We start from the raw sequence: 24828 nt of genomic DNA, 5'->3' as shown, positions 1-24828 counted from the left end.
TACATGGTATTTTAAAATAATCCTTGCATCCTTATGTGCCATCTGGTAGGCCTTTAAGTTCTCATTACGCCCATACATTCCATACATGGAGTTTAACGATGACCCGTAAAGATCGCACAGAAGGTATTTACAGCCGTCGCGAAGTGCTCGACGAGAGCGAGCGTCGTCAATATTATCTCATTCAGTTGAAAGACCTTCTCTCTTACGCCTACCGCTATTCCGAAGACGTGAAGAAGCGTTTTGACCGCGCCCAGTTTCAGGTGGAAAAGTTCAAGACTCTTTCCGACCTCAAGCATATTCCCATTCTCAAGAAGAAAGAACTCATCTTCCTGCAGTCCATGGGACCGCGCCTTGGCGGCCTGCTGACCAAGGACCTTGGCGAACTCAAGCGCATCTTCCTGTCTCCCGGCCCCATTTTCGATCCCGAAGATCGTGCCGACGACTACTGGGGATACACCGAGGGCTTCTACTCCGCCGGTTTCCGTTCCGGCGACGTGGCGCAGATCACCTTCAACTACCATCTCGCCCCTGCGGGCCTGATGTTTGAAGAGCCCCTGCGCAACCTCGGCTGTGCTACCATTCCCGCAGGCCCCGGCAACGCCGCCACCCAGCTTGAAATCATGCAGAAGCTGCGCGTTACCGGCTACGTGGGTACGCCCAGCTACCTCATGCACCTTGCCCAGAAGGCCGAAGAAAAGGGCCTGAACCTGCGTAAGGACCTGTTCCTCGAAGTGGCCTTCGTGACCGGCGAAAAGATTTCCGAAAAGATGCGTTCGCAGCTGGAAAAGAAGTTCGACCTGCTCATGCGTCAGGGCTACGGCACCGCCGACGTGGGTTGCATCGGCTACGAATGCTTCCACAAGACCGGCCTGCACATTGCCAACCGCGCCTATGTGGAAATCTGCCATCCTGACACCGGCATTCCGCTCAAGGACGGCGAAGTGGGCGAAATCGTGGTAACGGCCTTCAACAAGACCTACCCGCTTATCCGCCTTGCCACCGGCGACCTTGGCTACGTTGACCGTTCCCCCTGCGCCTGCGGACGTACCTCTCCCCGCATCGGTTCCATTGTGGGCCGCGTGGACACCACCGCACGCATCAAGGGCATGTTCGTGTACCCGCATCAGGTTGAGCAGGTCATGGCCCGCTTTGACGAAATCAAGCGCTGGCAGATCGAAGTTACCAACCCCGGCGGCATTGACGAAATGATCCTCTACATTGAAGCCAGCAACTTCAAGCGTGAGGACGAGCTGCTGCACCAGTTCCGCGAGAAGATCAAACTGCGTCCCTCGCTCAAGGTGCTCACCCCCGGCTCTCTGCCTCCGCAGATTCGTCCCATCGAGGACAAGCGTATATGGGATTAACAGCAGGATTACGCAGCCTTTCGGCTCTCTGTATCCTTGCTTTCCTGATCATTCTGGGCGGCTGCGCACATCAGGCGCAGCCGCCTGTTCCCAAATCTGCGGCTCTTCTCCCCGGCCTTGAAGAAGGCACCCTGCTGGTTGCCAACGGCACCGCAACGCCCCTGCTCACCAATACCGCCTCGTTTGTCGAACGCGCCCGCAATGCCGATTTCATTCTCATCGGCGAGGGGCATACCGTTCCCTGCGACCACCTCATGCAGGCCAGACTCATGCAGGCGCTTTCCGATTCCGGCCAGCGGTTCACCGTGGGGCTGGAGATGTTCCCAATCGACCACCAGCCCCTTCTGGACAAGGTGAACGCAGGCAGCGTTCCGCTTGATCAATTTGCCAACGCCACCGACTGGAAAAAGGCATGGGGGTATGATTCCGACCTCTACCGTCCCGTATTCGAGACGGTCTATGCCCGCAAACTGCCGCTCCGCGCGCTGAACGTGCCGCAGACCATCGTCAAAAAAGTCAGCAGGGGTGGTATTTCCAGCCTTGCGCCTGAAGAACGCGCCCTGCTGCCCGCCAAGATCATTCCGGCATCCGATGCCCAGCGCGAAGCCCTGCAGGAAATGTTTGATGCCCACCGCGCCATGGTGAACGGCACCATGACCAAGGTCGCAGGCATGATGAAGGGACAAAAGCCCGCTGCCATGGCTGGCAAGACGCCTTCTGTGCCCGCGCCCGAGCGGTCACCGGACCAGACGCCTGATCAGACTCTGAAGCAGGCGCCGCAATCTGCTGACAGTCAGCCTTCCGATATGAATGTCACGGGTGTGCAGGGTTCCGGTTCTCAACCTTCTGATACTCAGGCTTCCGGCACTCGGCCGTCTGATATTCTGGCTTCCGGCACTCTGCCGGCTGGCATGCAACAGTCTGTCACCCAGCCTTCCGGCGACCAGTCTGCACAGGCAGCTTCTCCTGCCCCCAAGGATAAGATGACGGGCCGCATGGACCGCTTTTTCCTCATCCAGTCCCTGTGGGATACGGCCATGGCCGAACAGGCCATCAAGGCCAAGGATGAAACCGGCAATCCCGTTGTGGTGCTCATAGGTTCCGGCCATGTGGAATTCGGCTGGGGCATGGCGCACCGCATACGCAAGCTGCATCCGGAATCGCGCGTGCTGCTCGTCACCCCGTGGCGCGGCACCGAACCGCTGGACCCGCTGGAAGCCGACATGCAGTATTACTGCCGCCTCACCCACCAGAGCCGCATGGGCTTCAGCCTGCTGCAGGTGGATGGTGGTGCGCAGGTGCTGGACGTGCTGCCCGGCTCCCGTGCCGCCAAGGCCGGTTTCATGAAGGGCGACATTATCACCGCAGCCAACGGCACGGCGGTTGATTCCATGTGGGTGTTGCACACCGCAGGACTGGAAGCCGCCAAAGCCGGAAAGGACCTTGTGTTCACCGTGCTGCGCGGCACCGTGCAGACCGAGCTTGTCATGCCTGTCGGCAAGACGGAAGAATCGTCCCCGCCTCAAGCTCCCGCAGCCAACTGATTCATCCCCCGAAGGGACTCCCATGCCCGAACTACCGGAAGTTGAAACCATTGCCAGAGGTCTTGCCCCGCAGGTTGAGGGGCGCACAGTTACCGCCGTGCATATTCTCAACGACTCAACGGTGGAAGGACGCCGCGAGTTGCTGGAGCACCGCGTTACAGGCTGTGTGATCAGTCGCGTGCACAGACGCGGCAAAGTGCTGCTGATGGATATTGCCCCTGCCAGCGCATCCGCAACTGACAAGCCCGTGGTTGCCCCGCAGCCGAGTAGCCAGCCGACGCATGTGGCCTTTCATCTCAAGATGACAGGGCGCCTGTTCGTGTATCCGCAAGGCACGCCCCCTGCTGTGCACACCCGCATCATATTCGACCTGTCGGATGGCAGCCGTGTCTTTTTCGATGATGCACGCAAGTTCGGCTACTGCCGCGCCCTTGCTGCGCAGGATTTCACGGAGTGGAATTTCTGGCAGAAGCTCGGACCGGAACCTTTGGAGATTGGCGAAGATGCCTTTGTGCAGCTTCTGCGCGGCAGGCGCACCCGCATCAAGGCTGCCCTGCTGGACCAGACCGTCATTGCGGGCATTGGCAACATCTATGCGGATGAATCCCTCTTCCGCGCACGCATACGACCGGATGCCGCCTGCGACAGCATACCGGAAGCAAAGCTGAGGGCTCTGCACGGTGTAATGCAGGCGGTGTTGCAACTGGCAATACGCGAGTGCGGCTCATCCATACGGGATTATCGGGATGCTCACGGCGACGCAGGGGCGTTTCAGAATAATTTTCTGGTTTACGGCAAAGCTGGTGAGAAGTGCACGGTATGCGGCAGAAAGCTCAGCACCGCCAAGGTTGCAGGGCGGACGACCGTGTTTTGTGGGAAGTGCCAGAAATAATCAGCTAAGAGGCTGGCTGGCAGTGCCTCGATGATTCATGCCGTTGTTTCTCTATTCTCTGCTTCCCCGAAGGGCTAAGCCTCCGGCGGGGAGAGCGGGGCCGCCAGCGCGTGGCCCCCTCTCCACTCCCCCCGCGCTTTTTTGGACCATGCAAGGCCCTGCCTTTCTCTTCATCTTCCGCTGACTCTCGCCCCCGTCACCTCCGCCCTTTGCAACTGTCTCGCATGGCAACACCGGGGCATCTGTACCCCTACCCTCGACAGCAAAGGCCTCCGGTCCGATCAACGGTCAGCCATAGAGTGTCCTGTCGTGGAAGCGAAGCGCTTCCAATCGACACTCCCTTCTGTCGCAAGCAATGGTCTGTAAGCAGGTCCGGAAATATTGGCGAAGCGACGGGCAAGATGGCAATGACGCAGTAGTTTGTTTCGTTATCTCTCCGTTCTCTGCTTCCCCGACGGACTAAGCCTCCGGCGGGGAGAGCGGGGCCGCCAGCGCGCTGCCCCCTCTCCACTCCCCCCGCGCTTTTTGGATCATGCTAGGCCCTGCCCTTCTCTTCATCTTCCGCTGACTCACGCCCCCGTCACCTCCGCCCTTTGCAACTGTCTCGGATGGCAACACCGGAGCATCTGTACCCCCTTTCCCTCGACAGCAAAGGCCTCCGGTCCGATCAGCGGTCAGCCGTTGTTCCTCCTGTCGTGGAAGCGAAGCGCTTCCAATCGACGAGTGATTCCAACGCAAGCAAAGATTCTTTTGGACAATCCCTAAACGATGAGTGCCCAGAACACGCGAACCGCATACCGTTCCAGCTTTGTAGAACTATACAAGGATTATGCTATGAAATGAACGGGCCGATTGCATGCGCTTCGCATGCTGGCAGGACTGGCTACATCTACCCGTGCCTTCCCACCCGAAATGGCAGGCCGATTGGAAGCGCTTCGCTTCCACGGCAAGACGAAAACACCAGCCAACGAAAAAGCAAGGGCGAGGCAGGGGGAGTCCAGAGGGGGCCTTGCTGAGGGGCGGCACGCCCCGGCTGAGGCCCCTTCTGGTCCTGCTGAAGGCAGCAAAAGGGAAAACTGGCCAAGACTAAACGTAGTCGGTGAAGGCCCCACCTAGCCAATACCAACCAACAGCGCACGGCCTCCCTTCAACCCTCAAGCCGATTGGAAGCGCTTCGCTTCCACGGCAGCACAGAAACACCAGCCAACGAAACAGCAGGGGCGAGGCAGGGGGAGTCCAGAGGGGGCCTTGCTGAAAGCAGCAAAAGGGATAACTAGCCAAGACTCAATGCAGTCGGTGAAAGGATAAACAAGCAGACACAAGCCAACAAAAAAGCAGACATCTCTGCCTGCTTCCAAAAATCCGAAATTCTTCACCCTAGCCCCGCAACAACATCTTCCTGCCCCATGCGGCCTGCCCCAACGAAATACACCCATCATTAGGCGGCAACTGCGTATGCACCAGCGGAGTCAAACCGCGCTCTCGCAAAGCCTTGGGCAGCTCAATACTCATGGTGCGGTTCTGCATCACCCCGCCGGACAGCCCCACCACATCGATACCCATGATACCGGAAACAGCGGCTGTCAGCTCGGCCACGCCGTTGATAAGCCCCACATGAAACCGCCGCGCAATGACGGATTCCGGCACTTCCATGCACCAGTCCATGTAGGCCTGCATGAACAGGGTATGCGTATCCAGCACGGCGGGCTGCGCATCGGGCAGAACCGGACATTCATAGCCGTCCGTTATGGAAAAATCCTGAATCTTTTCCAGCATGATGGCTGCCTGCCCCTCGTACCGCACCGTGTGGCATACGCCGAGCATGGCAGCAACAGCATCAAAAAGCCGCCCGCAGGACGAGGTGGCGGGCGTGTTTATGCGCCGCTCAAGTATCTGCGGCAGGAATGCTGCCGCTTTGGAAAATTCCTCCCACCATGTCCACATGCGCGTATCCGGTTCAAAAACACCCAGCTCCCAGAGCAACCCCTGTGTAATACGCCACGGCTCGCGGATGGCCGCCTCGCCTCCGGGCAGGGGCATGGGTGCCAGTTGACCGATGCGTTCGTGCTCCAGTTCCACGTTATCCACATAGAGCAGCTCGCCGCCCCATATGGTGCCGTCTTCACCGTATCCGGTGCCGTCCAGCGCAAGGCCGAGCGCAGGGCCTTCATACCGGTTTTCCGCCAGCACGCTGTGTATGTGGGCATAATGGTGCTGCAGGGTGAGCACGGGAATGCCGCGCTTCTTCGACAGCCCCTCGGCATAGCGCGTGGAAAGATAATCGGGATGCAGATCGCGGATAACGGCCTGCGGCTCCACCTGCAGGATATCTGCAAGATGGGCTGCTATCTCCTGATAGAACCCGTATGTTTCCAGATTCTGCATATCGCCGATATGCTGGGAAACAAAGGCCTGCGCACCGCGCGTGTAACAGAGCGTATTCTTGAGTTCCGGCCCTGTGCCGAGCACGCAGGGACCGTCGCCCTCCAGAAATACGGGGCGGGGCGTAAACCCGCGCGCGCGGCGGAAGAACTGGCGTTCCTGAGTTTCGGGATGCACCCGCAGAACAGAGTCATCCGTGCGGATGAGAATGTCGCGGTTGTGCAACAGAAAAAGATCGGCAATGCCGTGCAGCCGCCTGAGCGCTTCGCGGTTGCCAAGGGCAATGGGCTCGCTGCTCATGTTGCCGCTGGTCATCACCAGCGCCGGAACCTGACCTGTGGAAAATTCCCGCAAAAAATGGAACAGCACATGATGCAGCGGCGTATACGGCAGCATGATACCCACATAGTGCGTATCCGGCATAACCGCCGGAGCCAGAGCACCGGCATCCAGCGCCCTGCACAGCACAATGGGCCGCTCACGCGATGCCATCTGTGCGGCTTCCGCCTCTGAGACATGGGCAAGCAGGCGGGCAGCGGCCACATCAGGCACCATCACGGCAAGGGGTTTGCCCCAACGGTTCTTGCGTGTCCGCAGGGCGGTTACCGCCTCTTCATTTGTGGCATCGCAGGCAAGATGAAAACCGCCGAGCCCTTTGATGGCAGCAATGCGACCCTTGCTCAGGGCCTTTGCCGTCTGGCGGATGGCCTCGGTTTCGCGGCACACCTCGGCCTGTTCGGGTCCATCGGCATCTGCGCTTCCCTTATCGGGAGTCGTCATCCAGACATGCGGACCGCACACGGGACATGCGTTGGGCTGCGCATGGAAGCGCCTGTCCAGCGGGTTCTCGTATTCCGCCCTGCACGAAGGACACAGCGGAAAACAGGCCATGGATGTTTTGTCCCTGTCGTAGGGAACGGAGCGGGTGATGGTATACCGAGGGCCGCAGTTGGTGCAGTTGGTGAAGGGATAGAGATAGCGCGGGTTGGCCGGATCGAACATATCCGCAAGACAGTCGTCGCAGGTGGCCACATCGGCGCTTATGAGCACAGTGTTGCCGCTGCTGCCGCTGCTGGCAACGATGATGAAGGCTTCCTCACCTTCGTGCACGGGCAAGTCTTCTTCGGTGCGGGAAACAACCTGCGCCAACGGGGGTAACTTGTCCGTCAGGTCACATCCGAACTGCTCCAAGGCGGCTGACGGCCCCTGCACCTCGATGAACACCCCGTCGGACGTATTGCTGACCGTGCCTGTCATGGCATTATCCAGCGCAATGCGATACACGAAGGGCCGGAACCCCACCCCCTGCACCTGCCCCTGAATGACGTATTTGCGGCGTATCAAGTCGGTCATGGGATGAGGATAGCCTAAGACACGGGCGGAGGGAAGTGGCTCACACACACCAACCCATCGTTAACGCATATTTTTTTCTGAAAAATTGCTGACCGAAACCACGGCTGAACGCATATAGACACGCACCTCGGACACAGCTTCAAGAGTGGAAAAATAAAAAACCGGCCGCCCCGACAGTGGAGCAACCGGACCATCCATCAGGAAGATGATGGCAGACTGGGTATGGGCAGGCAGAAGTATAAGCAGACGGTGGGGGGCAGCCTTATTGCCGCTTCCCTTTTCCTGCGGGTCTGAAATAATTTTCGTTAATGCGCTGTATGGTGCCGTCCTGCTTCATCTGGCGCATAACCCTTTCAAGATCTTCCACATAGCTGAAAAACATGGAGTAACGGGATACCCCGAAATACAAAGTCACCGTGTTGCCGGGTCTGAACGCGGCCTTTTCTATCTTATCGGTCAGCCCCTGCGAAACAAGCTCGTAGTCCACCTGACAGTCAGTTCCCACAAATACATCCAGCCTGCCCGCCAATATCATTTTGATAAGCTGTTCTTCTGTGGCCACACCTATCTTGCCAAGGGTCTGATCTTCATCAAACTGCTGAAAATAGGCGGAGCCGAAAACATAACCGAGTCGTCTGCCCTTGAGGTCTTCATAGGTACGAATGGAACGTCCCTTGCCTTCGGGCGTGTAGAATACGGTGGAACAGACGGAATACGGCGGTTCGATGTAGTATATGAATTGCTCACGTTCCGGCCTTCTGGCAAGTCCGGTCATGGCATCCACCTTGCCCTGCTGCATCTGCACAAGGCTGCGGTTCCACGGCATGGGCTGAAACTCAACCCTGAACGACACGCGCTCCGTCAGTTCCTTCATAAGGTCAAGGTCCAGCCCGCTCATGGTTCCGTTGGAGACGACGCGATAGGGAGGCCAATTGTCAATCGGCATGATCACCCTGAAAGGCACCTCGCTCTTATCAGCAACGGCAAAGTCCCCCGCTGTCGGGAGGAGCATCAGGATAAACATGGCGGCGAGCAGACGTTTCATGGCGTTCCGGTACCTTGTATATTTCAGTCCAGAGTAATACAGGCCCACCCCGGTGTCAGCACCTGACAGCTATTAATAATGCTTCTTTAAAAAGCCGACAGGAGCCGGCGGGTATCTGTGGGAACCGGTGGGAACCGGTGGAACCCGGCAAGAATCAGCGGGAACCCAGCAGAGCGGAAAGGACTTCCCAGTCCATGCCGGAGATAAGCTCATCTGTCCTTTCCGGCGAAGCCTGGATGCGCACGATGATCGTCTGAATTTCTGTATGCGGCACGTCTGGCTTCACCTGTGCGGTCATGGCGGCAGGCTCCTGCCCAGCATCCACACCCCAGTCATGCCCCATGAATATGTAGGTTGAGCCCTCGGCCCAGCCGTAATGCGGATCGCGGTACCCTTCGTGCCGCACGGTCTTGCACCCGGCAACGGGCTCACCCTCCGTTGCGGAACCGCTCATGTGCTCGCTGAAACGGTTGGTCGTGATGAACACGGAAGCCCGGATATCGCGAACCTCGTGTTCCTGCATTGCCGCCTGTAATTCCTGATCACACTTTTCGTATACAGCGCGCATTTTCTGCGCCATCGCTTCCAGTTCTGCGGTAAGCGACTGCACCCGCGCATGGTCACCGGCATCTGCGGCCTTGCCCAGCTCATCTGCCAGTGCGGTATAGGCGGCCTCCATGTTCTTGGCAGAGTTTCCGGCAAGGTTCCCGGCAGAGTCTGTGGCAGAATCTGTGGCCGCTTCCTTTTGCAGAACCTGAACTCCGGCCTGCGTCATGGCCTCCATAGCCTCGTCACGACGCGCAGCATCTTCCCACAGAATTTCGTATTCCACAGGCATGGGATTGGCTTCGCATCCTTCTCCCACCACCTCAGGAATCCGGATTTCGGTCTGCCGTGAGATCTGCCAGCCCTCCGGAGCCGGGGGCAGCGCTTTAGCAAATACCTGCAGCACCCTTGCGTGGTAGTCCTTCTCCGCCTGCGTGGCAGGACGCCCCTGCCCGTCTGCAAATGCGAGGCAAGGCAACAGGAGCAAAACGCCCAGAACAACCATGGTGCATAACCGGCTGAATACGCCGAATTCGCCGTTTTTCATCACTGCAACTCCGCAGGCAAGAGGTTACAGAAACACAACATTCTAATAAATTCTCAATTATCTCGTACATACGAAAAGCATACCAGAAAACAAGTTACCGGCAAGTATCCGGTCAAAACAATGCACGGATAAATAGCCAGCCATAATAATAGGCCGGTCCCCTGCGGAGACCGGCCTGTATTTGCAAACTTCCGTTTCCGGAACAGACTGAGAGCGCTATGCCCAACGGGCCATGAACGCATCCACGCTGCCTGTTTCGCGGATATGCGTGATCAGTGCGCTGCCGAATATCACAGCGTCGATGGAATCGCCGAACACTTTGAGCTGACCGGGTTCCTTTATACCGAAGCCGAGCGCAATGGGCACGCTGAAAGCCTCGCGCGCACGTGCCAGCGCATCCGCCAGTTCTGCCGGAAAGCTCTCGCGTGCGCCGGTGGTACCGAGCACCGAGACCACATACACATAGCCTTCAGCCTCTGCGGCATATGCCTTCATACGCTCAAGATCGGTGTTCAGGCCCACGAGCGGCACCAGCGCCATGCCTTTACCCTTCAGGGCTGCACGATACGGCGCATCCTCGTTCAGCGGCAGGTCGGGGATAATGAAGCCGGAAACACCGGCAGCTGCGGCGTCTTCCGCCAGTTTATCAAACCCGTATTGCAGGAAGGGGTTCAGGTAGCCCATGAGCACCAGCTCTGCCTGAAAACGGCCCGCACGGGCCTTGAGGCCATCCAGCAGCCACTTGAGGGACACGCCCGCTTCCAGCGCCTGAATGGAAGCCTTTTCCACAACAGGTCCGTCTGCACAGGGGTCCGAGAAGGGCACGCCGATCTCGATGATGTCCGCACCACCGGCATCCAGCGCCTCAAGATGCGTCCAGAACTGGCCGAGATCGGGAAACCCACCGGGAATGAAAGGAATAAGGGCCTTGCGGCCTGCCGCGTTTACCTTGCGGATACGTTCGGTCAATCGTGAAGTTGTCATGCTGCCACCCTACCCTTTTCTGCCGTGCACTGGCTGCGCACCGAGGTGCTCATCAATGATGTCCATATCCTTGTCACCGCGACCGGAAAGGTTGACGATGACATTGGCCCCCTTCGGAATCCGGTCCCTATTTTCCAGCACCCACGCCACGGCATGCGAGCTTTCAAGGGCGGGCATTATGCCCTCTGAACGGGTAAGGGTCATGAAGGCTTTAAGTGCCTGTGCATCATTGACAGTGCCGTAGTGGGCTCGGCCGGAATCGTGCAGGTGCGCATGTTCCGGTCCCACGCCGGGGTAATCCAGACCTGCGGCAACGGAATGCGAGGGCATGATCTGCCCATCCCCGTCCTGCAGCAGCATGGTCATCTGGCCGTGCAGCACGCCGCGCGAACCAAGGTTGAGCGGTGCGGAGTTATAGCAACCGGGTTCACCGGTGCCTGCGGCCTCCACCCCCACCAGCTTCACAGACGCATCCGGCACAAAGGCGTGGAACGCGCCGATGGCGTTGGAACCGCCGCCGACACAGGCAACCACCGCATACGGCAGCTCGCCCGTCTTTTCCAGAATCTGCTCACGCGCTTCGCGTCCCACCACGGACTGGAACTCGCGTACCAGCGTGGGGAAGGGATGCGGGCCGGCAGCCGTGCCGAAGCAGTAGTGGTGCGTGCGCTGCTCTGCAATCCAGAAACGCAGCGCCTCGTTGATGGCATCCTTCAGGGTCTTGGTGCCGTTCTGCACGGGCACGATTTCCGCCCCCAGCAGCTGCATGCGCCGCACGTTGTGCGACTGGCGGGCAACGTCCGTTGCGCCCATGAACACGATGCAGTCCAGATCCAGCGCACGGGCAGCAGTGGCCGTGGCCACGCCGTTCATACCGGCGCCGGTTTCGGTCAGCAACGCGGGCTTGCCCATGTATTTGGTCAGAAGGGCCTGACCGAGGGTGTTGTTGATCTTGTGCGAACCGGTGTGGTTCAGATCTTCACGCTTGAGCCACAGATTGAAGCCCAGCTCTCTGGAAAGGGTCGGGCAATGCGTGAGCGGGCTCTTGCGGCCCACATAGTCTTGCAACAATGCCGAAAACTCGGCCTGAAACTCAGGGGAGGGAACTATGGTCTCAAGGGCGTGCTCCAGCTCGCGCAGCGGGGGAATAAGCAATTCCGCCACAAACTGGCCGCCAAAGTCGCCGAAGTATCCTTTTTTCATGATCTCTGCTCGTTTGCTGAAGTTTGAAGAGCCTGCGGTGCGTCAGGATTATGTGCCTGCGGCGCTTATGAAGAAGACGCTTCGCAGAACCAAAGGGGGAACGCCCCCTTTGAAAACCCTTTTACCTACAAGCCCGCCATCCGCGTTGAAGCCAAACTGCGGTCTCGCCCCCCACCCTGAAAAATATCAGAAATGAGGTGAAGCCGCGCAGCTTGCCCAACAACAGAAGTCTCTCGCGTATCGAGGTGCAGGAGGCAGTGCCTCCTGCCGGATGCAGGGCAGCGCCCTGCCCGCCGGAGGCCAGGCTAAACAGCCAACCTCCGACGTTTCCCGTCTAACCCACCAGCGGATTATGGATCATGTCGAACACGGCCTTGAGCTTTTCTTCGCTCTTGACGCCCGGAGCGCTTTCCACACCGGAATTGAGGTCCAGCCCGCAGGGATTGCAGCCCATTATGGCCTGCTTGATAGTATCCGGCCCAAGGCCGCCTGCGATGAACCACGTCTTTATGCCGCGAAGTCCGGCGAGGAAGGACCAGTCCTGCCCCTTGCCGTGTCCGCCGCCACCGGTGCCTGCGTCAAAGAGATAGAAACGGGAGTAGGGAGCAAACCGCTCCATATCCGCCTCTAGCTCTTCACGCGTGGCGTAACGGTCCGGCCAGAAAACCTTCATGACGCGCGTCTTGCCCAGTGCCTTGCAGAATTCGATGTCCTGATCGCCGTGCAGCTGTGCCAGATTGAGACGGGCGTGCTGCATGGTGCGCTTCACCTCGTCCACGGTCTGGTCCACAAACACGCCGGTACGCATGAGCGTGGGCGTTTCTATGGCGCGCACTTTTTCCACGGTCATATTGCGGGGGCTCTTGTCGTGGAAGATAAACCCGACGAAGTCCGCATCGTACCGTACACAGAGATCGGCATCGTGCTGGCTGGTAATGCCGCACACCTTAACGAAGATTTCCTTGTCCAACATGATTTCCTGTTCTCCTTGCCTGCTGCAGAGCCTTACGCCAGCAGGGTTTGCAGCGCCCTTTTCGGAGCGCCTCCCTGCATGAGCGCGGTGCCCACCAGCATTGCGTCATATCCCAGAGCGGCAACATGCAGCCTGTCCTCCGGGGTGGATATACCGCTGGCGGCTATCCAAACTTCAGCTATGCTTCGGTCCTGCACCAGTCGCCCGCAAATGGCAAGGTCAGTTTGCAAGGTATCCAGATTTCTGTTGTTCACCTGTATGATTCGCGAACCGACCTCGCGGGCCATTTCCAGATCTTTTTCATCAAACACCTCCACTACGGCTTCCATGCCAAGGGCATGAGTCATGTCCAGAAGTTCACGCAACACACCTGTATCATTGAACATACGCACTATGAGCAACAGAGCGGAAGCCGGTGTTGCCGCCGTGCGCGTCACCTGCAGGGGGTGAAAGATGAAATCCTTGCGCAGCAGGGGCAGCCCCGTAAAGGTCATGCGGTCGAGAAACGCAAGGTCGCCCTTGAAGTAGACCTCTTCCGTCAGCACGGACAGGGCGCTCGCCCCGCCTTCCTGATACTGCCGCGCCACCTCTTCGGGAGAGAGCGCCATCTCGATTTCGCCCTTTGAGGGAGAAGCCCGCTTGTATTCGCATATGGCACTCAGCCCCGGCTGCTGCAGCGCCGCGCCGAACGCGGGCCGAGCCCCCGTAAAGGGAGCGGGCATGGCCTTTTGTGCGGCAAGCGCTTCCAGAGCGCGGATTTCTCCGGCCTTGGCGGTACGAAAACGCTCAAGCATGAATCACCTTCCCGCCTGCTCCGGCCATGACCGCGTCGCGTGCCATGGTCATGCACTGGGCCATATCTCTGCCGTCTTCCAGCAGGTGCACGGCAACCCCCACGTTGAAGACCAGCATTTCGCGCATGGCTGCGGGGCCTTCGCCCGCGAGCAGTTCCTTCAGCACGGCCAGCCCCTGCTCCTTGCCGGAAACGGCCAGTTCCTCGGGCCTGCACGGGGCAATGCCATAGGCTGCCGGATCAATGGACAGAGAGCGGGTTGTGCGCCCTTCCACCATCACCACCTGTGCGGGGCCCATGGGGGTGAGTTCGTCATAGCCTCCCGCACCGTGCACAACGGCGGCCCGTTCAATGCCGGAAAGGGCCAGCGCATCCGCCATGAGCTGCATGTATTCGGGACGCGCAACGCCCAGCAGCTGGTGCGTGGGACGCGCGGGGTTGAGCAGCGGCCCCAGCAGATTGAACAGGGTGCGCATGCCCAGTTCCTGCCGCACGGGCATGATGTGCTTGAATGCGGGGTGGAAGTACGGGGCGAACAGGAACACGAAATTGCGTCTGGCCAGTTCGCCGCGCAGGTCCTGCGGCTCCTGCAGCATGGGCATGCCCATGCCGTCCACGGCATCTGCACTGCCGCAGGAGGAAGAAACCGCCCTGTTGCCGTGCTTGGTCACCTGATAGCCCATACCCGCCAGCGTGAGCGCCGTGGCAGTGGAACAGTTGAAGCTGTTTCTGCCGTCGCCGCCCGTGCCCACGGGGTCCATGCGTTTGCCGGAAAGCCCCGTCACCAGACGGGCGCGGTCCAGACACACGGAAACGGCGGTTGCCATTTCCAGCGCGGTTTCGCCTTTCTGCCGAAGGCCCATGAGAAAGGCTCCGGCCTGAGCGGCGCTCATCTCCCCGTCCATCAGACGGGTAAAGGCCACTGTTGCCATCTCTGCGGACAGGTCGTTGCCTTCCGCCAGAGTTTCGAGAATCTCTACGGTTTTCACAGCAGCCTCCTTACATGATATTTGCGGGAAAGTTAGCCAGCAGGGTTTCACCCTCGGGCGTCAGCACCGATTCGGGGTGGAACTGCACCCCCACCCACGGTCGGTCGGTATAGCGCAGCGACATAACCTCCACCTGCCCGTCGTCCGTCTGCACCTGCGAGGTGGATTCCAGCAATTCCGGTGCCTCGTGCGCATTCACGATAAGGGAGTGGTAACGGCCTATCTGCATGGGCGAGGCAATGTTTGCGAACATGCCCGTGCCGTCGTGCTCAAGCATGGACGATTTGCCGTGCATGATGCGCGGCCCTATAACCACGCTGGCTCCGGCAAAATGCCCCAGAATCTGATGCCCCAGACAGACGCCCAGCACGGGTACATGCACGGGCAGCCGCTTCAGAAATTCCAGACACAGGCCCGCGTTCTGCGGATTGCTGGGACCGGGCGAAATGCACACCATTTCCAGCGTGCCGCTTTCCGCCAGTTCCAGAATGCGCGGATCATCGTTCTTGTATACTTCCGGATTCTTTCCGGTTTTCTGGAAGGCCTGCACCAGATTGAAGGTGAAGGAATCGTAGTTATCTATAAGCAAAAACATCGCCGTCCCCCGTTCCGTTGATGGTAACCTTCAGAGCCCGAGCCTTGTTGTGGCATTCTTCCCATTCCTTCTCTGGAACGGAGTCATGCACAATGCCCGCACCGCACTGCCACTGCACCAGCCCGTCGCGCACCCACATGGTGCGGATGAGGATGCCGGTATCCAGATCGGCGTTGTCGGTATCCAGACTCATCCAGCCCACCGCACCGGCGTAGGGTCCGCGCTGCAGGGCTTCTATATCCGCGATAATCTCCATAGCCCGCACCTTGGGCGCACCGCTCACGGTGCCTGCGGGGAAGGTGGCGGCCAGCACATCCAGCGCATCCTTGCCTTGCTGCAGCTTGCCCTTGACGTACGAGGTCATGTGCATGACGTGGCTGAAACGCTCCACCTGCATGTACTTGTCCACGGAAACCGTACCCGGTGCGGAAACGCGGCCCACATCGTTGCGGCCAAGGTCCACCAGCATCACGTGTTCGGCCTGTTCCTTGGGATCGGCCTTCAGGTCTTCGGCAAGCGCGAGGTCTTCGGTCTCCGAAGCGCCACGGGGACGGGTACCTGCGATGGGACACACCTCCACTTCGCCCTTGCTGCTGCGCACCAGCACTTCAGGGGAAGAACCGATGAGGCTCACACCGGGCAGGCGCATGAAGAACATGTAGGGCGAAGGGTTGATCTGCCGCAGACGACGGTAGAGCACAAAGGGCTCGCCCGAAAACGGCGCCTGAAACCGCGTGGATATGACCACCTGAATGGCCTCGCCCTGCCGGATGAGTTCCTTTACCTTGTCCACGTTGCGCAGATAGGTGGCGCGATCCGGAATGGTGGTTATGGGTCCCACGTCCGGCGGCTCCGCCTTGCGTTCCACAGCGGCACGGTCCATGCGCACGTTCAGGCCGTCTGCCAGCGTGAGCAGGCAGAGCTTGTTGTACAGATGGTCGAACAGCACTATGGTTCCCGGCAGCACAAGGCAGGCTTCCGCACTTTCCGGCGGCAGCACGTTGCGCAGCTTGGGTTCGAACATGCCTGCAGCACCGTAGCCGAAATAGCCGAACAGCCCGCGCGCGATGGGCGGCAGCTTGTCGAACCCTTCTGCTGCCTCAACGGTAACGGCCTTGTTCACGGCGCGGACGCCGTCCATAAAATCCATGCCTTCAAACTGCTTCAGAAAATCCAGTCTCTTGTCGCGCGATGCGACCTCCAGCTTCCCTTCCTTGCAACCCAGACGGAGCAGGAAGTTGAACCCGATCACACTGTAGCGGCCCCAACGGCCATCGACCTCGGCGCTTTCGAGCAGAAAACCCTGCCCTGAGCCCACCAGTCCGAGGAAGAGGCTGATGGGCGTCTGAATATCCGCCGCCAGCCATTGGCCTGTCTGCTTGAGTAATACGTTCATTCGGTTGTCTCCCTGACTTCCTGTGGTGTTTGTATCTGTCCCGCTCCGGTTGCCCGGTGCGGTATCGTGCCTGTTTTCCGCTTTTTCTACTGCCGGACGGCTCCTGATTGCTTGCACCATCTTGCTGCCGCCCTGCTCCGAAACAAAAAAACGCCGCGTTCCGGGAGGAACGCGGCGTTTGAGAACTCTATACTCTATGCCAGTGGTCAGTTAATGACGCACCCCTCCCGTATTGCTGTTCTCACGCCACCACCAAAGAGCGCGCTCTACGAGCACGTTGATGTCGCCACCGGCGGCAATGTTCAGCATGTTACGGAAGGAACGGACGGCATCATGCGAGCTGGGATTGGCTTCAAACAGCCCTTCAAACAGCTCTGCGTCCTCGGTCATCATCTTCTTGGCGGCATCCAGACGACGCTGGAAGGAAGGCGTGAGATACGGAGTGATCTCATCCTTGTGCGCCAGAGTGGCAAGGTAGGAAACGGTGGTGATGAAGTTCAGCCCCTGAATAAGGGCAGCAGCCTCGTCATGCGCTTCCGCAGTGGTACGGAACGGTTCGCAGCCGATGCGGGCGAACAGGTCTTCCACCATGGCCACATGCTTTTCGTCAGTTCCCTCTGCGGGAGTGACGGCAACACGCACCTCGTCCGCCTTCGGATCTGGTCCGAAGAGAGGATGGGTACCCACGATGGGGCCGTTGTAGGCGTGCTGCATCTGGTGCATGGGTTGTACCTTTACCGAAGTTATATCCACAAGTACCTGCGGAGACTGGAGTATGCTGCCTATCTGGTGCAATACCGTGACAAAGGCTGCCGCAGGAATGCACAGCAGTACCACACTCGCCCCTGACAGTCCAGCTGAAAGTGACGTATTTGTCAAAGGCTGGTCAATTTCAGCTACGTCATACCCTGCGGCCTTGAAACGGGTGCAGAGCATCCGGCCCATGCGGCCGTTGGAACCTATGACGGCAACTTTGCCGCCGCTAAAGTCACTTTCAAAGCCACCCTCACTCATGCCGACACCTTGGCCCATTTGCGCCAGAAACCCGGAAAGGATTTGGCAACGCACTTGGGGTCGTCCAGTTCCACCTGCACACCTGCAAAGCAGAGCAGGGAAAGGCTCATGGCCATGCGGTGATCGTTGTAAGCCTCAAACACCGTTCCCGCCGGAGCCTTGATGGACTCACGACCGGCAGGATGCACGGTAAGGCCATCTTCATGCACGTCCACCTTGATACCCGCCTTGGCAAGCTGCGCGGCAGGACCGGCAAGGCGGTCGCATTCCTTGATGCGCAGATGCCCCACGTTGGTCACGGTGGTGGGGCCTTCCGCATAGGCGGCCACAGCCGCCACGGTGGGTACGATATCCGGACAGTCGCCCATATCCACGGTAATACCCTTGAGACGGGAAGGATGCACGGTCACGGCGTCGGGTTCGATATCCACCTTGGCGCCCATGTCCTGAAGAATCTTCAGCATGGCCTTGTCGCCCTGCAGCGAATCGGCACGCAGGCCGGAAATGCGCACGGGATTCGGGCCCACGGCACCGGCACCGAGGAAGTAGGATGCGTTGGACCAGTCGCCTTCCACACGGTAGTCACCGGCATGGTAGAAGCCCGGCTTCACCACAAAACGCGTCTTGCCCGGAACGACATTACGGATGGTGCGCCAGTCCTTTTCCACCCACTGACCGTCTTCCAGCATTTCCACGCGGAACTTGTGGCCGAATTCTTCCATGGCTTTCAGGGTGAGGCCTACATAGGGCCAGCTCACAACCTTCTTGCCGGTCACGTTGATGGTCAGGGTCTTGCCCAAAGGGCCAGCCATGAGCAGGCCGGAAAGGTACTGGCTGGATTCGTCCATGCCGATGTTCACCTCGCCGCCGGGCATGCCGTCGGTATCGATGATCAGAGGCGGATAGCCTGCCTTGCCTTCCCATTCCACACCGACATTGAGCATACGCAGCGCCATGACCAGCTCGCCGATGGGCCGCTCGTGCATGCGGGGAGCACCATGAATGCGGAAGCGTCCGAGGCCCGCCGCAACAATGGCCGTCATCAGACGGCAGGTAGTGCCGGATTCCGCCACATAACATGAAACAGGCTCATCCCTTCCACCGGCCGGAGTTCCGGCCACGCCGCTGATGGCGTACAGACCGTCGCCCAGACGTTCAATGCGCGAACCGCACGCCTGCATGATCTCCATGGTCCGCTTCAGGTCGTCGCTTTCCAGCACATTGGCAAGACGCGATTCGCCCACACCCAGCGCCGCACCTATCACCATGCGGTGCGACACCGACTTGGACGCCGGTGCTTCAATTTCAATCACCTTGCTCATGACATTTTCCTTCAGCTACTTCACGCTTTCCGTCTTCGGCACGGACTGCAGATTCTTTTCGTCCACCCGCGCAGCCACATCAATATAGGGACCGGAGGGATAACTGCCCAGAATGCGCAGGGACTGGCAGTGCCCGCGCAGCTCCTCAAGTAACGCCTTGTACTGTTCGTCAGAGAGATCGGACTCCACGTCCACAAAAAAGACGTAGCGCCATTTTTCGCCCCGCATGGGACGCGATTCCAGCTTTTTCATGTTCAGGCCTTCAATGGCCATTACCTGCAGCACGCTCACCAGTGACCCGGGCTTGTCCGGTACGGAGAACAGCAGCGAGGTCTTGTCGCGCCCTTCTCCGTCCGAGGGCTTGGGCCCGATAATCACAAAGCGGGTCCAGTTGTCGGGCATGTTCTCAATGCCGCGGGCCAGTATGTTCAGATCAAGCAGATCTGCCAGTTTGCCGTGGCCTATGGCAGCCGCGCCCTTTTCATCACGCACCCGCCGTGCTGCGGCCGCCGTGCTTTCAGTCGGCACTATCTGCGCATTGGGCAGGTTCGCCCGCAGCCAGCTGCCGCACTGCCCCAGAGGCTGGGGATGCGAATACACGGTGGTTATCGCCGCAAGCGACCGTTCCCGCGTGAGCAGGCTGTGGCTTATGCGGCAATAGAGTTCTGCCTGAATGTGCAGCTCAAAATCGAGAAACAGGTCGAGACTCTGCCCCACGGTGCCTTCCAGCGAATTTTCGAGCGGAATGACACCCAACTCGCACTCGCGGGAATGCACGGCGCGAAACACCTCGTGCAGGTTCTTCTGGGGCAGGTATTCGACGGATTTGCCGAGATATTCCACTCCGGCAAAGTAGGAGAAGGTTCCTTCCGGCCCGAGGTAGGCCACCCGTTGCGGGCGCTGCAGAGCGCGGGAAGAGGAGAATATTTCACGGTAGATGGAACTGAGATGCTCGTGGGGAATGGGACCGGCATTACCGCGCCGCAGGTTCTCAAGCACTTCCTTTTCGCGGAAGGGTTTGAAGATCACATCCTGCGTTCCGCGCTTGAGCTGCCCCACTTCAAGACTCAGCGAGGCGCGGTGGTTCAGCAGTTTGAGTATCTGCTGGTCCGTGTCGTCAATCTCGCTGCGCACTTCCAGCATGCGCGGGTTATCTTCAGTCTTGTCGGATTTGGAACCGGGCATGGCTAGCCTTCCTTGATCTCTTCCTGAATACGCATGCCGAAATGGCGGCCTGCCGCGTCAGTTCGCACCAGAATCTCGTCGCCTTCCTTCAGAACAACCACGCTGACCGGAGAACCGTCCTTGCGCACCACGCGGATGGTTTCCGCATTCTGCAAGAATACCGCGCCTTCCACGCCGCCGACCTTTGCCTTGATGAGCAGCATGGGCCGGACCTCAGTCTTGCAGCGTCCGATGGTCGCCAGCGAGGTGGAGCCGTCGTGGTTCACGATGAGCACTTCGTCGCCGGAGGCGAGTTCTTCAAGATAGGTGGTGCGGTCGCCGGGCATGACCGCATAGGCGTGCACGGCTCCGGCGTTGATGCGGAAGGGACGCGCGGCCACGTATTCGTTGCGCTCGGTTTCCGCATTGACGAGAAAGGTGAAGGCGCTGGAATTACCCACCAGCATGCCCTGCCCTGTCTTCAGCACGGACATGGTGTCCACGCACACACGGTGCCCCAGGCCCACATTCTGCACGCTGGTGACGGTGGCGGACACCAGATCAAGCGTGCCCTGCGACAATTTGAGTTCGGCCACGATCTGCTTCAGCTCCTCCACGCCTTCGGGGAGCACCACCACGGCGTTGACTCCACGTTCAAGAATGCCCGCCGCCAGTTTTGCTTCCGCCAGCGTGGCCACTTCCACGGTCACATTGTCGGACTGGGCCAGCAGGTTTTCAATGGGAATGATCTCCCAGCCGCGTGCAATGGCCACATTCTCACCCTTGGCAAGGCGGGCCGTTGCCTCTTCCTCGTCCTTTTTGGAATCAAAGACGATAACGGGCATGGCCTCTTCGGCAATCACAGTGCAACGGGCAAGGCTTTCCACTTTCTTCACGTCGCCGGCTGCGACGATGATGGCATCCACGCCGGACTCCAGAGCAAGCGTAATGTGCTCTTTGTTGAACGGGACGCTCTTGAACAATACCTTTTTCATGATTTTTCCAATTTTGTAAAAACTAGACAACTCTCCGGATAATTTGGATTTTTGCTCTCTGCCAAAGGTGCCGACCGCTGCTCTGCGCACAAGAAGTGCCTCATGCCCGGTGAAAACGCGTTGGCAGAGGGCAAAAAGCCCATTCTCCGGAGGTCTAATCTTCGCCGACTATTGCAATGGCTTGTTCAACATCCCAATCTTCGTGGACAACGCCGCGAAGCGCCTTGACCAGTTGCGGAGTACGCTTGTGCTGGAAAATATTGCGACCTACGGAAAGGCCGGAACCGCCGGCACGCACGGAATCGTGCACCATCTGAATGAACTCGCGGGTGGAATCCATCTTGGGGCCACCCGCGATAACCACGGGAACGCAGGTGGAATCGACCACGCGGGAGAAGGTATCCATATCGCCGGTGTAGGGCACCTTGACGATGTCGGCCCCCAGCTCCACGGCCACGCGGGCGCAGTGGGCAACCACTTCGGGGTCGAACTGGTTCTGAATCTTGGGGCCGCGGGCGTACATCATTGCCAGCAGCGGGATACCCCAGTCGGAAGCCTGCGCAGCCACGCGGCCAAGGTCGGCCAGCATTTCGCGTTCGGTTTCATCACCAAGGTTCACATGCACGGAAACACCGTCCGCACCGTGCTTTATGGCGTCTTCTACCGAGGCGGTTAGGGTCTTTGCATTGGGGGTGGGAGACATGGAGGTGGAACTGGAAAGGTGCACGATAAGACCAACGTCCTTGCCGCCTTCGCGGTGTCCGCAGCGTACAAGGCCCTTGTGCATGAGCACCGCGTCAACACCGCCCTCGGCAATGCTGTTCACGGTCTCGCGCATGTCCACCAGTCCTTCGATGGGGCCGACAGTCACGCCATGGTCCAGGGGCACGATGATGGTGCGGCTGGTAAGACGGTTGAAGATACGCTCCATTCTGATCTTTTTGCCAATATGCATCTGAAATCCCTCGTAATATACGGTTTCACGCTGGCGGCTATTTGCCGTTCAGCACGTCCATGGCCTGATCTACGGTCCAGTCGCTTTGCACCACACCATGCAGGGCGGCCACAAGCAGGTCGGGGCGGGCATGCTGGAACACGTTGCGTCCCATGGAGAGCCCTGCGCCTCCGGCCTTGACGGAATCGTGCACCATTTCAAGCAGTGCGCGATCCGAATCCATCTTCGGGCCACCTGCGATAACAACCGGCACGCAGCAAGCTTCGCACACGCCGGCAAAAGAGTCCATATCGCCGGTATAATTAACCTTAACCACATCCGCGCCAAGCTCCATGCCCACGCGTGCGCAGTGGCCTACAATCTCGGGATCAAATTCATTTTTCACTTTCGGACCGCGGGCATACATCATGGCCAGAACCGGCATGCCCCACTCCACCGCGCGGGAGGTAATCTTGCCCAGATCCTCCAGCATATAGCGTTCGGTCTCGTCGCCAAGGTTCACGTGAACAGATACCGCATCCGCGCCAAGGCGCAGAGCGTCTTCCACGGTGCCGACCAGCGACTTGGCGTTGGGCAGCGTGGCAATGGATGTGCTGGCGGAAAGATGCACGATGAGTCCCACGTCCTTGCCGTATCCGCGATGGGTACAGCGGGGAAGTCCCTTGTGCATGAGAACGGCGTTTGCGCCGCCTTCTGCCACCTTGTTCACGGTTCCGGGCAGGTCAACGAGGCCGTAGATGGGGCCAACGGTAACGCCGTGATCCATGGGTACAATGATGGTTCTGCCAGTATTGCGGTTGAAGATGCGCTCCAGACGAACGCTTTTTCCAAGCAACATATGCGCCTCCTGATGATGTTTGGCCCTTGCGGCGAAGCGACGGCAAACAAAAAAGGGCCGCCGGCTTTCGCCCGCGGCCCTTGTCTTGTACCCTTTCCCTAGTCCTGTTTCTTCAGTCGGTTAGGCACGATCAAGCTCACCACGGGCTTTTCCATAGCTAAAGTAATACCAAAAGTAGAACTCGGTATTAAAGCAGAAGGTAAAGCTGTTGGTGAAATTGGTCATGTCTGGAAACAGTCCTTTTCGATCCGGTAGTGGATCAGTTTCGCGCAACATAGGTGAGAGCACCACCACTGTCAACACCGAAAAGAACATTTTTGCGATTTCCCGTTCTTTCCATTTTTTCGTAGATTCACAATTATGTTAAAACACCCATGTTATATTTATACAGAATTGTCAAATTAAGTGTTTTTGCAGACACCCTGAAAATCCCGTTTTTCACTCTTATTCAACAAATTCAGCCTATTAATCAAAATGGCACGCAAGATGCTTTATCTGCTGCAAACGATACGGGAACAGGGTGTTTACCCACGATAAGGAGGATTCCATGCATTCGAAGAGAATTTCACAGTTGCGGAAGCTGCTCCCCGCTCTGGGGGGAACTGCAGCACTCACTCTGCTCCTCAGCACCACGGCCATGGCAGAAGACGCCCCCGCCATGCTGACGCAGGACAATGCGAACATCATGTGGACGCTTCTTGCAGCCATTCTGGTCATGTTCATGCAGGCAGGGTTTGCCCTGGTGGAGTGCGGCTTCACCCGCGCAAAGAACGCGAGCAACATTCTGATGAAGAACGTTCTGGACTTCGCGGCGGGCTCCATCATCTTCTTCTTTCTCGGCTACGGCCTGATGTTCGGTACCGACATCGGCGGCTTCATCGGCATGAGCAACTTTGCCATGGGCTCCGGCAGCGGTGTGGACGCCGCAGGACAGTGGGACCTGACCTTCTGGTTCTTCCAGTCCGTGTTTGCGGCCACTGCGGCCACCATCGTATCCGGCGGCATTGCGGAACGTACCAAGTTCCCGGCCTACATTGTGGCCAGCATACTTGTTACGGCCATCATCTACCCCGTTTCCGGCCACTGGGCATGGGGCGGACTCACCGGTAACAGCGGCTGGCTGGGGGACATGGGCTTTGCAGACTTTGCAGGCTCCACCGTGGTTCACTCCGTGGGCGGCTGGGTTGCCCTTGCAGGTGCCATGATCGTCGGACCCCGTACCGGCAAGTACGCCGCAGACGGTACCCCCAAGGCCATTCCCGGTCACAACATTCCGCTGGCAGCGCTTGGCGTGTTCATCCTCTGGTTCGGCTGGTTCGGGTTCAACCCCGGTTCCACCACCGTGGCTGACGGCACCATCGGTTACATTGCAGTAAACACCAGCCTTGCCGGTTGCGCAGGTACCCTGGGTGCCATGATGACCGCCTGGTTCCGCTACGGCAAGCCTGATACTTCCATGACCCTTAACGGCGCACTGGCAGGTCTCGTGGGCATCACCGCAGGCTGCTACGAAGTGGCCCCCACCGGCGCAGTTGTCATCGGCCTTCTGGCAGGTATTCTGGTAGTGCTCTCGGTTGAATTCATCGACCGCGTGCTCAAGATCGACGATCCGGTCGGCGCAGTTTCCGTGCACGGTGTATGTGGCGCATTCGGTACCATCATGACCGGCCTGCTCGCCCACCCCAAGTACGGCACCATCACCGGTCTGTTCTACGGCGGCGGTTTCGGTCAGACCATGACCCAGATCATCGGCGTGGCAGCTACCTTCGCCTGGGCATTCGGCATGGGTTACATCGTCTTCGCAAGCATCAAGGCCGTCATGGGTCTGCGTGTAAGCCGTGAAGAAGAACTCAAGGGTCTGGACATCTGCGAACATGGTTCCGAAGCATACAACGGCTTCCAGATCTTCACCGTGGAATAGGCAGGGAGGAATA

Annotated in this window: 20 protein-coding genes; 4 read left to right on the top strand and 16 right to left on the bottom strand. The window is 58.9% G+C overall.

The window, feature by feature from the left end; genetic code table 11:
• Positions 1-98: 98 nt before the first annotated feature.
• Genes HUV30_RS03280 through mutM form a run of 3 tightly spaced genes read left to right on the top strand, consistent with a single transcriptional unit; the run spans position 99 to position 3800 of the window.
• On the top strand, positions 99-1364 hold the full coding sequence (locus HUV30_RS03280; protein WP_174404011.1) for a phenylacetate--CoA ligase family protein: 1266 nt from the start codon (positions 99-101) through the stop codon (positions 1362-1364).
• Positions 1355-2908, top strand: a complete 1554-nt coding sequence (locus HUV30_RS03275; RefSeq protein ID WP_174404010.1) for a ChaN family lipoprotein — start codon at positions 1355-1357, stop codon at positions 2906-2908. The genes HUV30_RS03280 and HUV30_RS03275 overlap by 10 nt, the downstream gene beginning before the upstream one ends.
• A gap of 22 nt (positions 2909-2930) precedes the next feature.
• Positions 2931-3800, top strand: coding sequence for a bifunctional DNA-formamidopyrimidine glycosylase/DNA-(apurinic or apyrimidinic site) lyase (mutM, locus tag HUV30_RS03270; protein ID WP_174404009.1), 870 nt, complete (start codon positions 2931-2933; stop codon positions 3798-3800).
• Positions 3801-5177: 1377 nt separating this feature from the next.
• Here mutM and hypF read toward each other — a convergent pair.
• The 16 genes from hypF to HUV30_RS03190 form a co-directional block, all read right to left on the bottom strand.
• Complete coding sequence (gene hypF / locus HUV30_RS03265; protein WP_174404008.1) at positions 5178-7535, bottom strand: carbamoyltransferase HypF; 2358 nt, start codon at positions 7533-7535, stop codon at positions 5178-5180.
• A 262-nt stretch (positions 7536-7797) separates the two neighbouring features.
• Positions 7798-8580, bottom strand: a complete 783-nt coding sequence (locus HUV30_RS03260) for a substrate-binding periplasmic protein (protein ID WP_174404007.1) — start codon at positions 8578-8580, stop codon at positions 7798-7800.
• A 154-nt stretch (positions 8581-8734) separates the two neighbouring features.
• Positions 8735-9673 carry a hypothetical protein gene (locus tag HUV30_RS03255; RefSeq protein WP_174404006.1) on the bottom strand — a complete coding sequence of 313 codons (939 nt, stop codon included), beginning with the start codon at positions 9671-9673 and terminating at the stop codon, positions 8735-8737.
• 216 nt (positions 9674-9889) lie between these two features.
• Entirely contained in the window at positions 9890-10657 is a 768-nt protein-coding gene (trpA, locus tag HUV30_RS03250; RefSeq protein ID WP_174404005.1) for a tryptophan synthase subunit alpha, read from the bottom strand.
• 9 nt (positions 10658-10666) lie between these two features.
• Positions 10667-11860, bottom strand: a complete 1194-nt coding sequence (trpB, locus tag HUV30_RS03245; RefSeq protein WP_174404004.1) for a tryptophan synthase subunit beta — start codon at positions 11858-11860, stop codon at positions 10667-10669.
• Between the two features lie 334 nt (positions 11861-12194).
• A complete protein-coding gene (locus HUV30_RS03240; RefSeq protein WP_174404003.1) occupies positions 12195-12833 on the bottom strand; it encodes a phosphoribosylanthranilate isomerase in 639 nt (212 codons plus the stop codon).
• Positions 12834-12865: 32 nt separating this feature from the next.
• Positions 12866-13627 carry an indole-3-glycerol-phosphate synthase gene (locus HUV30_RS03235; RefSeq protein WP_174404002.1) on the bottom strand — a complete coding sequence of 254 codons (762 nt, stop codon included), beginning with the start codon at positions 13625-13627 and terminating at the stop codon, positions 12866-12868.
• On the bottom strand, positions 13620-14615 hold the full coding sequence (trpD, locus tag HUV30_RS03230; protein WP_243452056.1) for an anthranilate phosphoribosyltransferase: 996 nt from the start codon (positions 14613-14615) through the stop codon (positions 13620-13622). Before trpD ends, HUV30_RS03235 begins: the two co-directional genes overlap by 8 nt.
• A gap of 10 nt (positions 14616-14625) precedes the next feature.
• The gene (locus HUV30_RS03225; protein ID WP_174404001.1) at positions 14626-15210 is read right to left on the bottom strand and encodes an anthranilate synthase component II; all 585 of its coding nucleotides are present in this window, start codon (positions 15208-15210) and stop codon (positions 14626-14628) included.
• Positions 15191-16606: an anthranilate synthase component I family protein gene (locus HUV30_RS03220; RefSeq protein ID WP_243452055.1), complete on the bottom strand. Its 1416-nt coding sequence runs from the start codon at positions 16604-16606 to the stop codon at positions 15191-15193. Before HUV30_RS03220 ends, HUV30_RS03225 begins: the two co-directional genes overlap by 20 nt.
• Positions 16607-16816: 210 nt before the next feature.
• Positions 16817-17620 carry a prephenate dehydrogenase/arogenate dehydrogenase family protein gene (locus HUV30_RS03215; protein ID WP_174403999.1) on the bottom strand — a complete coding sequence of 268 codons (804 nt, stop codon included), beginning with the start codon at positions 17618-17620 and terminating at the stop codon, positions 16817-16819.
• Entirely contained in the window at positions 17617-18942 is a 1326-nt protein-coding gene (aroA, locus tag HUV30_RS03210; RefSeq protein ID WP_174403998.1) for a 3-phosphoshikimate 1-carboxyvinyltransferase, read from the bottom strand. Before aroA ends, HUV30_RS03215 begins: the two co-directional genes overlap by 4 nt.
• 15 nt (positions 18943-18957) lie before the next feature.
• A complete protein-coding gene (gene pheA / locus HUV30_RS03205; protein WP_174403997.1) occupies positions 18958-20127 on the bottom strand; it encodes a prephenate dehydratase in 1170 nt (389 codons plus the stop codon).
• Positions 20128-20129: 2 nt separating this feature from the next.
• The gene (locus tag HUV30_RS03200) at positions 20130-21101 is read right to left on the bottom strand and encodes a 3-dehydroquinate synthase II family protein (RefSeq protein WP_174403996.1); all 972 of its coding nucleotides are present in this window, start codon (positions 21099-21101) and stop codon (positions 20130-20132) included.
• Between the two features lie 154 nt (positions 21102-21255).
• Positions 21256-22056: a 2-amino-3,7-dideoxy-D-threo-hept-6-ulosonate synthase gene (locus tag HUV30_RS03195; RefSeq protein WP_174403995.1), complete on the bottom strand. Its 801-nt coding sequence runs from the start codon at positions 22054-22056 to the stop codon at positions 21256-21258.
• Positions 22057-22093: 37 nt separating this feature from the next.
• Positions 22094-22894 (bottom strand): 2-amino-3,7-dideoxy-D-threo-hept-6-ulosonate synthase, encoded by an 801-nt coding sequence (locus HUV30_RS03190; RefSeq protein WP_174403994.1) that lies wholly within the window; start codon positions 22892-22894, stop codon positions 22094-22096.
• A gap of 547 nt (positions 22895-23441) precedes the next feature.
• Between HUV30_RS03190 and HUV30_RS03185 the strand changes: the two genes are divergently transcribed.
• Positions 23442-24815: an ammonium transporter gene (locus tag HUV30_RS03185; protein ID WP_174403993.1), complete on the top strand. Its 1374-nt coding sequence runs from the start codon at positions 23442-23444 to the stop codon at positions 24813-24815.
• Positions 24816-24828: the final 13 nt, after the last annotated feature.

It is taken from the genome of Desulfovibrio subterraneus, from assembly GCF_013340285.1.
Lineage (GTDB): Bacteria > Desulfobacterota > Desulfovibrionia > Desulfovibrionales > Desulfovibrionaceae > Halodesulfovibrio > Halodesulfovibrio subterraneus.
Note: the sequence above shows the minus strand (reverse complement) of the source record. Positions and strands in the feature narration are given on the sequence as shown.